The organism is Hydrogenophaga sp. (assembly GCF_011772445.1).
Classification (GTDB): domain Bacteria; phylum Pseudomonadota; class Gammaproteobacteria; order Burkholderiales; family Burkholderiaceae_C; genus Hydrogenophaga.
Genome location: NZ_WVZN01000026.1, coordinates 120,646 through 133,436 on the forward strand (window position 1 = coordinate 120,646; position 12,791 = coordinate 133,436).

At 68.8% G+C, this 12,791-nt stretch carries 12 protein-coding genes; 7 read left to right on the forward strand and 5 right to left on the reverse strand.

The genetic code is table 11. From position 1 onward, the window contains the following. Positions 1 to 3 precede the first annotated feature (3 nt). The 3 genes from prfB to GTO19_RS11855 all read right to left on the reverse strand — a co-directional run bounded on the left by prfB (position 4) and on the right by GTO19_RS11855 (position 2,666). Positions 4 to 1,108, reverse strand: a protein-coding gene (prfB, locus tag GTO19_RS11845; RefSeq protein WP_291021093.1) for a peptide chain release factor 2 whose coding sequence is annotated in 2 segments (ribosomal slippage) — positions 4 to 1,026 and positions 1,028 to 1,108 — 1,104 coding nt in all. Because the reading frame shifts where the segments join, the coding sequence is not laid out codon by codon here. A gap of 71 nt (positions 1,109 to 1,179) precedes the next feature. Then, positions 1,180 to 1,689 (reverse strand): hypothetical protein, encoded by a 510-nt coding sequence (locus GTO19_RS11850; RefSeq protein WP_291021094.1) that lies wholly within the window; start codon positions 1,687 to 1,689, stop codon positions 1,180 to 1,182. A gap of 59 nt (positions 1,690 to 1,748) precedes the next feature. Then, positions 1,749 to 2,666 carry an alpha/beta hydrolase gene (locus GTO19_RS11855; RefSeq protein ID WP_291021095.1) on the reverse strand — a complete coding sequence of 306 codons (918 nt, stop codon included), beginning with the start codon at positions 2,664 to 2,666 and terminating at the stop codon, positions 1,749 to 1,751. 48 nt (positions 2,667 to 2,714) lie between these two features. Here GTO19_RS11855 and GTO19_RS11860 point away from each other — a divergent pair, with 48 nt between their 5' ends. From GTO19_RS11860 to GTO19_RS11870, 3 genes are read left to right on the forward strand one after another with little or no spacing between them, the layout of a single operon-like run. After that, on the forward strand, positions 2,715 to 4,451 hold the full coding sequence (locus GTO19_RS11860) for an acyl-CoA synthetase (RefSeq protein WP_291021096.1): 1,737 nt from the start codon (positions 2,715 to 2,717) through the stop codon (positions 4,449 to 4,451). Between the two features lie 55 nt (positions 4,452 to 4,506). Continuing rightward, on the forward strand, positions 4,507 to 5,814 hold the full coding sequence (locus GTO19_RS11865) for a phosphopantetheine-binding protein (RefSeq protein WP_291021097.1): 1,308 nt from the start codon (positions 4,507 to 4,509) through the stop codon (positions 5,812 to 5,814). Then, entirely contained in the window at positions 5,811 to 6,725 is a 915-nt protein-coding gene (locus GTO19_RS11870) for an alpha/beta fold hydrolase (protein ID WP_291021098.1), read from the forward strand. The genes GTO19_RS11865 and GTO19_RS11870 overlap by 4 nt, the downstream gene beginning before the upstream one ends. Here the strand turns inward: GTO19_RS11870 and GTO19_RS11875 are convergent. Together GTO19_RS11875 and GTO19_RS11880 are read right to left on the reverse strand one after the other, a co-directional pair. Continuing rightward, positions 6,673 to 7,392: a hypothetical protein gene (locus GTO19_RS11875; protein WP_291021099.1), complete on the reverse strand. Its 720-nt coding sequence runs from the start codon at positions 7,390 to 7,392 to the stop codon at positions 6,673 to 6,675. The two genes, GTO19_RS11870 and GTO19_RS11875, sit on opposite strands and share 53 nt — an antisense overlap. A gap of 297 nt (positions 7,393 to 7,689) precedes the next feature. Then, a complete protein-coding gene (locus GTO19_RS11880; RefSeq protein ID WP_291021100.1) occupies positions 7,690 to 8,610 on the reverse strand; it encodes a LysR substrate-binding domain-containing protein in 921 nt (306 codons plus the stop codon). A 201-nt stretch (positions 8,611 to 8,811) separates the two neighbouring features. Here GTO19_RS11880 and GTO19_RS11885 point away from each other — a divergent pair, with 201 nt between their 5' ends. From GTO19_RS11885 to GTO19_RS11900, 4 genes are read left to right on the forward strand one after another with little or no spacing between them, the layout of a single operon-like run. Next, positions 8,812 to 9,999 carry an ABC transporter substrate-binding protein gene (locus GTO19_RS11885; protein ID WP_291021101.1) on the forward strand — a complete coding sequence of 396 codons (1,188 nt, stop codon included), beginning with the start codon at positions 8,812 to 8,814 and terminating at the stop codon, positions 9,997 to 9,999. Positions 10,000 to 10,003: 4 nt separating this feature from the next. Then, positions 10,004 to 11,011 carry an ABC transporter ATP-binding protein gene (locus tag GTO19_RS11890; protein WP_291021102.1) on the forward strand — a complete coding sequence of 336 codons (1,008 nt, stop codon included), beginning with the start codon at positions 10,004 to 10,006 and terminating at the stop codon, positions 11,009 to 11,011. Then, positions 11,008 to 11,964, forward strand: a complete 957-nt coding sequence (locus tag GTO19_RS11895) for an ABC transporter permease (protein ID WP_291021103.1) — start codon at positions 11,008 to 11,010, stop codon at positions 11,962 to 11,964. Before GTO19_RS11890 ends, GTO19_RS11895 begins: the two co-directional genes overlap by 4 nt. Beyond that, positions 11,954 to 12,754 carry an ABC transporter permease gene (locus GTO19_RS11900; RefSeq protein WP_291021104.1) on the forward strand — a complete coding sequence of 267 codons (801 nt, stop codon included), beginning with the start codon at positions 11,954 to 11,956 and terminating at the stop codon, positions 12,752 to 12,754. Before GTO19_RS11895 ends, GTO19_RS11900 begins: the two co-directional genes overlap by 11 nt. Positions 12,755 to 12,791: the final 37 nt, after the last annotated feature.

Below are 12,791 nucleotides of genomic sequence, written 5' to 3' on the forward strand. Positions count from 1 at the left end.
GGATCAGACCCCTTGTTTGAGCGAGGCTTCGATGAAGGGGTCGAGGTCGCCGTCCAGCACCTTCTGGGTGGCGGAGATCTCGACGTTGGTGCGCAGGTCCTTGATGCGGCTGTTGTCCAGCACGTAGGAGCGGATCTGGTGACCCCAGCCGACGTCGGTCTTGGTGTCCTCCAGTTTCTGCTGCTCCTCCATGCGCTTGCGCATCTCGTGGTCGTACAGCCGGCTGCGCAGGCGCTGCCAGGCCAGGTCGCGGTTGCTGTGCTGGCTGCGGCTGTCCTGGCACTGCACCACGATGCCCGTGGGCATGTGCGTCAGGCGCACCGCCGAGTCGGTCTTGTTGACGTGCTGGCCGCCGGCGCCGCTGGCGCGGTAGGTGTCCACGCGCAGGTCGGCCGGGTTGATGTCGATCTGGATCGAGTCGTCGATCTCGGGGTAGACGAACACCGACGCGAACGAGGTGTGGCGACCGCCCGAGCTGTCGAAGGGGCTCTTGCGCACCAGCCGGTGCACGCCGGTTTCGGTGCGCAGCAGGCCGAAGGCGTACTCGCCCTCGATCTTGATGGTGGCGCTCTTGATGCCGGCCGTGTCGCCGGGCGTTTCGTCCTCCACCGTGGTGCTGAAGCCCTTGCGCTCGGCGTAGCGCAGGTACTGGCGCAGCAGCATGCTGGCCCAGTCGCAGGCCTCGGTGCCGCCGGCGCCGGCCTGGATGTCGAGGAAGCAGTTGAGCGGGTCCGCCGGGTTGTTGAACATGCGGCGGAACTCGAGCTTTTCCACGTCGGCCGCGATCTTGGCGGCCTCGTTGGCAATGGTCTGCAGGCCGGCGTGGTCGTCGTCGGCGGCGGACATCTCGTGCAGCTCGGTGTTGTCGGCCAGCTCACCGGCCAGGCGGTCCAGCACCAGCACCACGTCCTCGAGGGACTTCTTTTCCTTGCCCAGGTCTTGCGCGCGCTTGGGGTTGTCCCAGACGGTGGGGTCTTCCAACGCGGACTCGACTTCCTTCAGCTTCGATGCCTTGGCATCGTAGTCAAAGATACCTCCGCAGCTCGGCCACGCGGGTGGTCAGGTCATCGAGTTGCGTGCGGATGGCGTTGATCTGTTCGGCGTCCATGGCGGTTCCTGCGTGTCTTCGGCGAAAAACGGCGATTTTCTCATGCAGGGGAGGGCCCCGGGACGAGGCGCCTAGAAGCGCACCGTGGTGCCCACCATGAAGGCCGCCGTGCCCAGGAACTGCACCTCCAGCGAGAACCGGTCGTTGAGGCGGTAGCCCACGGAGGGAATGACCACCGGTGCGAAGCCGCCCACGTTCAGCGGCACCTTGTCCTTGTACTTGCCGCGGTAGCCGTAGATGATGCCGGCGCTGACCGTGACGTAGACCTCTGGCCAGCGCACGAACAGGTCGGGGATGCTCTTGGCCACGTAAGCGTAGGCCGATGGCTGCCCGAAGGAGTTGTTGAACAGCGCCAGGCCGCACATCTGGTTGTTCGGCAGGCGCCGGCTCAGGCTCATCAGATAGACCTGCCGGTGTTCCTCGTCGAAGCGCCAGTGGTGGGTGTACGGCGAGGCGAAGACTTCGTAGCGCGGCTCGCCCTCGGGCAGGGGGTCGTCCCAGCCAGGGCAGAGGTTGAGGGCGAGGGCGGGACCGCTGGCGACCGCCGCGGCGAGGGCGAAAACGTGTCGTCGGATGGGCATCGGTGCAGTCTGCCCGAATACGCCCCCTTGGACGCCGTCCGAGTGCAACAGCCGGTGAATCAGGCCTTGTCCGACAGAAATGACTCGATCAATGTGGCCAATTCCTCGGGGCGGTCGTGGTGCATCATGTGCCCCGCGTCTTCGACGATGGCGTGCCGCAGGTCGGGCACGTGCGCGATGCGCTCGCGGAATTCGTCCAGCGTGTAGCGGCCCTTCCACCACAGGCCCAGGCTGTCGTCGCTGGCCACCACGCACAGCGTGGGCGCGCTGATGCGGCGGTACACCTCGATCGCTTCCTCGGGCCGGAACAGCACGGCGTTGGTGACCTTGTGCGCCGGGTCGCCGAGGATCGCCCAGCGGCCCTCGGCGTCGGGCCGCGCCCACTGGCGGGCCAGCCAGTCGGCCTTGTCCCGCGGCAGGCGCGGGTTGGTCTTCATCAGTCGGCGCGCCACGCCCTCGGCGTCGGGGTAGGTGCTCAGGTCCATGTCGCCGCGCCGCTGCGCGCGAATCTCGTCCAGCCACTGCGCGTAGCGTTTGGGCGCCTGCTCCGGCGGCGAGGCCGGCATGCCGAAGCCTTCCAGGTTGACGAGCCGGCGGATGCGCTGGGGCCGCGCGCCCGCGTACAGCGTGGCCACGTGCCCGCCCATGCTGTGGCCCACCAGGTCCACCGGCCGATCGGGGGCGATGGCGTCGAGCAGCGCATCCAGGTCGCCCAGGTAGTCGGGAAACCAGTAGCTGTCGGGCGCGGCGCCGTCGAAGCGGGTGTCGCCATAGCCGCGCCAGTCGGGCGCGACGATGTGGCGGTCTTCCTTCATCGCGTCGATCACGAACTGCCAGGACGCGGCCACGTCCATCCACCCGTGCACCAGCACCAGCGGCGCCCGCGCCGGGTCGGGCGAGCCCCAGTGGCGCAGGTGGTAGCGCCAGCCACGGATGGGGAGAAACTCGCTGTGGGAGGGGCGTCGTGCTTGGTACATTCGCCCGATCATAGAGAGGCTCCGGTGGCGGGGCCCGGAGACAAAGGCATGCCCACAGCCGCCCGCCGTCAAGGCCGCGACACCGTTCCTGACCTGTACGCCGCCCTGCACGCGGCATTCCGCTGGCAGGTGCCGGCCGAGTTCAACATGGCCGAGGTCTGCATGCGCCGCTGGGCTGGCAGCCCGGCCAGCGCCCGCCGCACCGCCGTCATCGCCACGGCCCCGGGCATGGCTGATCGCGAACACAGCTACGCCGAACTGTTCGCGCAGGCGAATCGCCTGTCCAACGCGCTGGAAGCCCTTGGCGTGCAGCGCGGCGACCGGGTGGCCATCGTGCTGCCACAGCGCTTCGAGACCGCGGTGGCCTACATGGCCGTTCTGCAGATGGGCGCCGTGGCCATGCCGCTGTCGCAGCTCTTCGGTCCCGAGGCGCTGGAGTTCCGCCTGCGCGACAGCGAGGCGGTGCTGGCCATCTGCGACGCGAGCACCCTGGCGGCGGTACAGGGGGTGAGCGCCGCGTGCCCGCTGCTGAACGAACTGATCGCCGTCGACGCGCCCGACGGCACCGCGCGCGGCGGCGCGCTCGACTGGGCGCAACTGCTGGCACAGGAAGAAGCGCGCTTCGAGCCCGCTCACACGCGCGCCGACGAAGCCGCCGTGCTCATCTACACCAGCGGCACCACCGGCAACCCCAAGGGCGCGCTCATCCCGCACCGCGCACTCATCGGCAACCTCAGCGGCTTTGTCTGCAGCCAGAACTGGTTTGGCTTCGACCCGTTCGACGCGGGCCGCGCCAGCGAGGCCGTGTTCTGGTCCCCCGCCGACTGGGCCTGGACCGGTGGCCTGATGGACGCGCTGCTGCCCACGCTCTACTTCGGCCGGCCCATCGTGGCGCACAACGGCCGCTTCAGCCCGCAGACGGCGTTCGAGCTCATCGAGCGGCACGGCGTCACGCACAGCTTTCTCTTCCCCACCGCGCTCAAGGCCATGATGAAGGCCTATCCGCAGCCCAAGCGCCATTTCCGCTTCATGCTGCAGGGCCTGATGAGCGCGGGCGAGGCCGTGGGCGACGCGGTCTTCAACTGGTGTCGCGACGAGCTCGGCATCACCGTGAACGAGATGTTCGGCCAGACCGAGATCAACTACATCGTGGGCAACTGCGCGCGCCTGTGGCCGGCGCGGCCGGGCAGCATGGGCAAGGGCTACCCGGGGCACCGTGTCGCGGTCATCGACGACGATGGCAACGAGTGCCCCGTGGGCGTGCCGGGGGACGTGGCCGTGCACCGGCGCGACGTGCACGGCGAGCTGGACCCGATCTTCTTCCTGGGCTATTGGAAGAACGACGCCGCCACGCAGGGCAAGTTCACCGGCAACCTGAGCAACAGCTGGTGCCGCACGGGCGACCTGGCGGTGCGCGACGCGGACGGTTACCTCTGGTATCAGGGCCGTGCCGACGACGTGTTCAAGGCCGCGGGCTACCGCATCGGGCCGAGCGAGATCGAGAACTGCCTGGTGAAGCACCCGGCCGTCGCGAATGCGGCGGTGGTGCCGAAGCCCGACAAGGAGCGCGGCGCGGTGGTGAAGGCGTTTGTCGTGCTGTCACCGGGACACATCGGAGACGCGGCGCTGGTCGCCACCCTGCAGGCGCATGTGAAGGGGCGGCTGGCGCCTTATGAGTACCCGAAGGAAATCGAGTTCATCGAGGCCCTGCCGATGACGACGACGGGCAAGGTGCAGCGGCGGGTGCTGCGGCTGAAGGAAGAGGAGCGGGCGCGGGGCGTCTGAGGGCCTGGACGGGCCGTGGCCCGGCCGGGCATGCCGTTTGCCGCGTGTCGGGGATATGGCCCACGTCCCCCTCGCCGAAGCCGGACTGGAACGGCTTTTCACGCACGCCGCCGCACTTCCGGAGGCGGGGGACAACGCGGTTCACCGGATCATCCAGTTGCAGGTCCAGTTGATGGCGCAGCAGCTTGCGCTGCTGGCGGGCAGTTCGGCCCCCGTGGTCCCGGAGCCCTTGTCCAGCCCCGCTGTGCCCGATGAGGTCTGCGTGGTTGCCGACCCCGGAGCCGGCCCCGACCGCGCCGACTTCGCCGCGCCGGCGAATGCCAGGGAGCAGGCCATCGCCGCCATCTGGGCCCGCCTGCTGAACGTCACCCGGATCGGGCGGAACGACAACTTCTTCAATCTCGGCGGCCATTCCTTGCTGGCCCTGCGCGCAGTCCAGGAGATGCAAGCGATCACCGGCGAGAAGATCGCGGTGTACCGCCTGATCCTCGAGACCCTTGGCCAGATCGCCGCGACCGGCGCGATCGAGGGAGCGCCTGCCGAGCCGGACGCCGACGACGGCTGGTCCGGCAACGCCATGACGCCCTTGCGCTTCGGCCCCGCCTCGTCTCTCTACGGCGTCTTTCATCCGGGCGCTTCGCGCGATGTCCGCCCCCGCGCCGTGCTGTTGTGCAACCCCTTTGGGCAGGAAGCGGTGCGTGTCCACCGCCTGTTCCGCGTCTTGGCCGAACGCCTCGCCAGCGCCGGCGTGGCCTGCCTTCGCTTCGATTACCACGCGAGCGGCGAATCCCTGGGCGAGGACCACGAAGCCGATCTCGAACGCTGGGTCCACGATGTGGTGGCCGCCGATGCGCTGCTGCGCCAGCGCGCCGGCGTGCAAGCGGTGGACTGGCTCGCGCCGCGCCTGGCCGGCGCCGTGGCGGTGAGGGCATCGGCGCAGGCATTGCCGGGCCCTCGACAGCTCGTGCTCTGGGAGCCGGTGGTGTCGGGCGCCCCGTATGTCGAGCACCTGCTGGCGGTGCAGGCCGCGACCATGGCCGACCTGCCGGACGGTGGTGCGCTCGCCGGGGAAGACGAGATCCTGGGCTTTGCTGTCAGCCGGCGCCTGCGGGAGCAGATGCGTGCCGTCGCGCCCGACGACTACCGGCACGCGCGGACCCGTTGCATCGCATGGATCACGTCGCATCGGCAGGCGGGCGGCGACGATTGGACCGCCGCGCTGCGGGCCGAGGGCGTGTCGGTGAGGCGCCATGCGCTTCCGCTCGATTTCGACTGGACGTCGGAGGAAGCCTTCAACACCGCGCTGGTTCCCAAGGATGCGCTGGAGCTCCTCGAATCGGTGTTGACCGGAGAGCCGGCTTGAATGAGCTTGGTCTCAGCTTCGGTCCCCAGCGGCGCTTGAGCGCCACGTTGACGCTGCCGCCTGACAGAGCGCCGGCCCGGATGGGCGTGGTGCTGCTCAACGTCGGCATCATTCATCGCATCGGTCCGCACCGCTTCAACACCAAACTCGCACGCGCGCTGGCCCGCGAGGGTTGGGCCACACTCCGCATCGACCTCTCGGGCCAGGGCGACAGCGGCGTGCCGATCGAACCCCTGCCGTTCGAGCAGCAGGCCGTGGCCGACCTGCAAGCGGCCATGGACCACTTTCAGCGCGTGTGTCCCGTCGAGCGGTTCGTCATTGCCGGCATTTGCTCCGGTGCCTACAGCGGCCTGGCCGCTGCGCTGGCGGATGCGCGTGTGGACGGCCTCTGGATGCTGGACGGTTACGCGTATCCCACGGCCAGGACGCGATGGAATCGTTACCTGCAGCCGCTTGTCGAGGCATCGCCCCGCGCGCTTGGGTCGTGGGCACGCAAGCTCGGCAAGCGCACGGCCCGCGCCGTCCGGGCCGCGCTCAGCCAGTCGACGACGCCGGAGGTATGGGACTTCGCGCGCCGTGCGCCCTCGCAGGACGCCTTCGGCCGCGACATTCAGGCGCTCGTCGATCGCGGTGTGGCGGTGTGCTTCGTGTACTCGGGCAACATGCGCTGGTACTTCAACTATCGGAACCAGTTGCGCGACGCCTTCAGCGCATTCGACTTCGTCGGCCGCGTGCGCTGCGAGTACCTGCCGAAGGCCGATCACACGGCCACGACGCTGGCGACGCAACAGCAACTGATCCGCGGTCTGGCCGAGTGGCTGCGGAGCACGCGCGCATCCGATGGCGAGGGCGGGGCTCTCAATGCCGGGTCACCCAGACCATCCCGATGCTCACCCACGCCCCCAGGCTGAAATAAGGCGTGAGCCACAAGGCATCCTCTTTCCATGCCGACCATTGCCGGCTGGGCACGCGCCGGACCATGGCATCGCGGGCGCCGCTGGTCAGGTCCAGGTAGCACACGCCCCGCGCCCGGCATTCGCGGTAGCGACGCAGGTACATGGGGGTGTCGATGGCGAGCACATAGGCGATGAAGCCCAGCGATCCCACCAGGCCGAACAGGGCCGCCGCCTGCACCCACCCACTGCTGTGCTGCGCCACCACCGCCAGCAGAACGGCCGTCATGAAAAACCCCGCCGCCCACAGCAGCGATTCCACGGCCTGCGTGATGTGGTTGAGCGTCAGCACGCTGTGCCAGCAAAAGGCCTGGGCCAGCGTCATGAAGACCGGGATGCCCCAGGCCGCCGTCTGGACGAGCGGCAGGCCGGCCTGCCCACCCAGCTGGTGGACCAGCAGGCCCAACTGGATGGCGAAGCAGATCTCCGCCACCGTGGCGGCCGTGCGGCCCAGGATGATGCTGGACAGCGGTGAGTCCACCAGCACCAGCCGCTCCAGGTCGACCCGGGGCAGCACCGAGCGGTACGCGCACACCAGCACGTAGACGCCCGACAGCGCCAAGTGCCAATTGGCGTAGGCGCTGGTGCCGGCGCCGAGGTACCAGGCGACCAGCCACAGGCACACGTTCGCGACGGCCAGAACACAAAGCGCTCGCCACCAGGAGAGCGCTTGGCGATCGGCGCCGCAGAGGGTCACGGTGGAGCGGGAAGGGCTTCAGATCAGCCCGATGAAGCTGAGGATGAAGCCGACGACGACGACCAGACCGACGATGTAGATGATGGTGTTCATTGGTGTGTTCTCCTTGCGTGCAGTCAGATCCATCGTAGGGGGAGGGGTGTGCCCGGTGTGTCGGACGAGGTGAGCTTGAGCTGTAGGACAGTGACGTCGGTCCTGCGGCGGCGCGAGGACAGCTTGCGCGAGTCAAGCCACCGGCCTTCGCGATCGCGACTGATCCCGCGCCACCTCGATGAACTCCAGCACCTGCGCCCGCGGCTGCGAGCCGCGCCGCCACACCAGCCCCACGTCCACCGTGGGCACCGCGTCGCGCAGGGTGCGCACCTCCACGTGCTCCGCGTCCAGCGTCCAGGGGCGGTAGAGGAAGTCCGGCAGAACCGCCAGGCCCGCCCCCACGCCCACCAGCGAGCGCACGGCCTCCAGCGACGAGGTGCGCAGCAAGGTCCTCGGCTTCAACTGGTGGCGCGCCCATACGCTGCGCATCAGCACCTCGATGCGGTCCGCCTGCAGCACCACCAGGTCCTGCGCCGCGATCTCCGCCAGGCCCACTTCCTCCTGCACGGCCAGCGGGTGGTCGGCGGCCATCCACACGCGGTTCGGTGAACGCGTCAGCGTCTCCGCCGTCAGCGCCTGCGGCTCGCCCAGCGCGTTCGACACCATGATCGCGATGTCCAGTTCGCCATTGATGAGCAGGTGCTCCAGGAAGGGCGGCTGGTCTTCCACCACCTGCACCTCCACAGCGGGGCAGGTGCGCCGAAAGCGGGCGAACACTTCCGACAGGTAGTAACCCGCCACCAGGCTCGTCACGCCGATGGACAGCGAGCCCGCCAGCGGCGCCGCGCCCTCGCGCGCGCCGCGCGTGGCCTCGGCCACGGCGCCGATCACACGGCGCGCCTTCACCAGGAAACGGTGTCCCTCGGGCGTGAGGCGCATGCCCTTGGTGCTGCGCTCGAACAGCGTGAGGCCCACCGCGTCTTCCAGCTCCAGCACGCTCTTGGTGATGGCCGATTGCGCGATGTTGAGCATGCGCGAGGCCGCGGCCACCGAGTCCGATTCGGCCACCGCCAGGAAGTAGCGGAACTGCTTGAGCGTGAGGTGCCGGTTCATCGCGGTGCACGCCCTGCGGCAGGGCGCCCTGTTGCGGTGCAAAAAAGGAATCGCTGCCGGGGGCTATCGATTTTTTCGAACGCTGGCCGAGCTTATTTTGTATTTTGAAACGGTCAAGCCCCTGCCTAGCATGCCCCGCAGCCCAGGCGCCTGCGGCCCTGTGGTCGTGTTCAACCCGCAGCCAACCGAGGTGATTGACCCATGAGACACGCACACCACCCCCTCGCCCGCCGCCTCACCGGCGCGCTGCTCTGCGCCTTCGCGCTGGGCGCCGTCAGCAGCGCGGCGCTGGCCCAGAAGGCCCTGGACAAGCTCGGCAAGGGCGAAGGCCAGGTCGACATCGTGGCCTGGCCCGGCTACATCGAGCGCGGCCAGACCGACAAGAACTTCGACTGGGTGACCGACTTCGAGAAGAAGACCGGCTGCAAGGTGAACGTCAAGACCGCCGGCACCTCCGACGAGATGGTGGCGCTGATGAACGAGGGCGGCTTCGACCTCGTCACCGCCTCGGGCGACGCCTCGCTGCGCCTGATCGCCGGCAAGCGCGTGCAGCCCATCAACGTGAACCTGATCCCCAGCTTCAAGAACGTGGACCAGCGGCTGCAGAAGGCGCCCTGGCATTACGTGGGCAACACGCACTACGGCACACCGTACCAGTGGGGCTGGAACGTGCTCATGTACAACACCACGGTCTTCAAGGACAAGCCGCCCACCAGCTGGAGCGTGGTGTTCGAGGAGACCACGCTGCCCGACGGCAAGACCAACAAGGGCCGCGTCCAGGCCTTCGACGGTCCGATCTACATCGCCGACGCCGCGCTCTACCTGATGAAGAAGAACCCGGCCTTGGGCATCAAGGACCCGTACGAACTGAGCGAGGCGCAATACAAGGCCGCGCTGGACCTGCTGCGCGGCCAGCGCAAGCTGGTGGGCAAGTACTGGCACGACGCCTTCGTGCAGATCGACGACTTCACCAACGAGGGCGTGGTGGCGTCGAGCAGCTGGCAGTTCATGGCCAACATCCTCAAAAGCAAGAACCGGCCGGTGGCCACGGTGGTGCCCACCGAAGGCGCCACGGGCTGGGCCGACACGACCATGATGCACGTGGACGCGAAGAACAAGAACTGCGCGTACCTGTGGATGGAGCACTCGCTCAACCCCAAGCTGCAGGGCGACCTGGCGGCCTGGTTCGGTTCGGTGCCGGCGGTGCCCGCGGCCTGCAAGGGCAACAAGCTGCTGGGCGACGACGGCTGCGCGCGCCAGGGCTTCGAGTCCTTCGAGCGCATCTCGTTCTGGAAAACGCCCACGACGAAGTGCGCGACGCAGAACAACGCCTGCGTGCCCTACCACCGCTGGGTCACCGACTACATCGCGGTACTGGGCGGACGCTGAGCCCATGGCCGTTGCCGTCGCCCTCGAAGGCGTGAGCTGCCAGTTCGGCAGCGGCGCGCAGGCGGTTCGCGCCGTCGATGGTGTCGACCTCGTCATCGAGGGCGGCGAGTTCTTCACCCTGCTCGGGCCCTCCGGCTCGGGCAAGACCACCTGTCTGCGCATGATCGGCGGCTTCACGCTGCCCACGGCCGGGCGCATCCGCATCGGGGGGCAGGACGTGACGCTGCAGCCCCCGTACGCGCGCCCGGTGAACACCGTGTTCCAGGACTACGCGCTGTTCCCGCACATGAGCATCCGCGACAACGTGGCCTACGGTCTGATGGTGCAGGGCGTGGACAAGGCCGAGCGCCACCGCCGCGCGGAGGAGATGCTGGCCCTGGTGCGCCTGCCCGGCGTGGGCGCGCGCCGGCCCGGGCAACTGTCGGGTGGCCAGCGCCAGCGCGTGGCCCTGGCGCGCGCGCTCATCAACCGGCCGCAGGTGCTGCTGCTCGATGAACCCCTGGGCGCGCTGGACCTGAAGCTGCGCGAGCAGATGCAGACCGAGTTGAAGGCGCTGCAGCGCCAGTTGGGCATCACCTTCCTCTTCATCACGCACGACCAGCACGAGGCCTTGTCGATGAGCGACCGCATCGGCGTGTTCAACAACGGCCGCCTGGAGCAGGTGGGCGCGCCATCGGCCATCTACAACCAGCCGGCCACGCGCTTCGTGGCCGAGTTCGTGGGCGCGGCCAACGTGCTGGACGGCCCGCGCGCGCAATCGCTCACCGGTCTGTCCAGCGCCATGCTGCGGCCCGAGCGCATCCACCTGGTCGACGAGGCCGGCGCCCAGGTGCAGGGCACGGTGGTCGACGCGATGTACTTCGGTGCCTTCTCGCGCCTGCGCGTCGACTGCGGCGGTGAGGCGCTGGCGGTGGACCTGAGCCCCGAGCAGCACCCCTTGCTGCCAGCGCCGGGTACGCGGGTGGGGCTGCGCTGGGCGGCGGACGCGGTGCACCCTCTGGACGTTTCATGACCATGGCCGCGACGCTGCCGATCGCGCAGCCGGCCCGCCGGGGCGCGCTGCGGCGCCTGTCGGACGCGCTGTACTGCCACCGCGGTCTTGCATTGGCCGCGCTGCTGGTGCCTCCGCTGCTGTGGTTCGGCGTGGTCTACCTGGGCTCGCTGTTCGCGCTGCTGGCCAACAGCTTCTTCGCGCTCGACGAGTTCTCCGGCGTGGTGGACCGCTCCACGCTCACGCTGCAGAACTTCCGCGACCTGTTCGATCCCGCCAACCTCGACGTGGTCTGGCGCACGGTGCTGATGGCCACGGCGGTGACGCTGGCCTGCACGGTGATCGCCTTTCCCATCGCGTACACCATGGCCCGCTACGCGCGCGGACCACGCAAGGCGCTGCTCTACATCGCGGTGATGCTGCCGCTGTGGTCCAGCTACCTCGTGCGCCTGTACGCCTGGAAGCTGCTGCTGGCGAAGGAGGGCGCCATCGGCTGGGTGCTGGCCGAGCTGCACCTGGGCTGGCTGCTGGACGCGCTGCTGGCCACGCCGGGCATCGGCGGGCCTTCGCTGTCGTTCTCGCGCCTGGGCACCTTCGTCGTGTTCGTGTACATGTGGCTGCCCTTCATGATCCTGCCGATCCAGGCCGCCATCGAGCGCATCCCGGGCTCGCTGATCGAGGCTTCCGGCGACCTCGGCGCGCGCGGCGCCACCACCTTCTGGCGCGTGATCTTCCCGCTGGCCATGCCGGGCATCGCGGCGGGTTCCATCTTCACCTTCTCGCTCACACTGGGCGACTACATCATTCCGCAGGTGATCGGCGACTCCACGATGTTCATCGGCCAGGTGGTGTACCGGCAGCAGGGCGTGGCGGGCAACGTGCCCTTCGCGGCGGCGTTCTCGCTGGTGCCCATCGTGGTGATCGGCGCGTACCTGTGGTTCGCGAAAAAGCTGGGGGCCTTCGATGCGCTCTGACCCATCGAAGCCCGGCTGGGGCCTGCGCGCCGCGACCTGGGGCGCGGTGCTGTTCCTGCACATCCCGCTGGCGCTGATCATCCTGTACGCCTTCAGCGCCGAGGACAAGAGCTACGTCTTCCCGCCGCCCGCGCTCACCACACAGTGGTTCGCCGTGGCCTGGGAACGCGAGGACGTGTGGGCCGCCATCGGCCTGTCGCTGCGCGTGGCGGCGGTGGCCACGGCCGTGGCCATGGTGCTGGGCACGCTGGCGGCGGCGGGTCTGGCGCGCACGCGCTTCTTCGGGCGCGACGCGGTCTCGCTGCTGCTGATCCTGCCGATCGCGCTGCCTGGCGTCATCACCGGCATCGCGCTGCGCAGCGCCTACAGCACGCTGGAGATTCCCTTCAGCTTCTGGACCATCGTCATCGGCCACGCCACGTTCTGCGTGGTGGTGGTCTACAACAACGCGGTGGCGCGGCTGCGGCGCACCAGTCCCTCGCTCATCGAAGCCTCGATGGACCTGGGCGCCGACACCTTCCAGACCATCCGCCACGTGATCCTGCCGCAACTGGGTTCGGCATTGCTCGCGGGCGGGCTGCTGGCCTTCGCGCTGAGCTTCGACGAGGTCATCGTCACCACCTTCACCGCCGGCCAGCAGACCACGCTGCCCATCTGGATGCTGCAGGAGCTGGTGCGCCCGCGCCAGCGGCCGGTCACCAACGTGGTGGCGGTGGTCATCATCGCGCTGACCTTCCTGCCGATCTTCGCGGCGTACTACCTCACGCGCGCCGACGAACCCGGCCGCTGAATCAAACCCTCATGCACACGGAGAGCACCATGGGCAA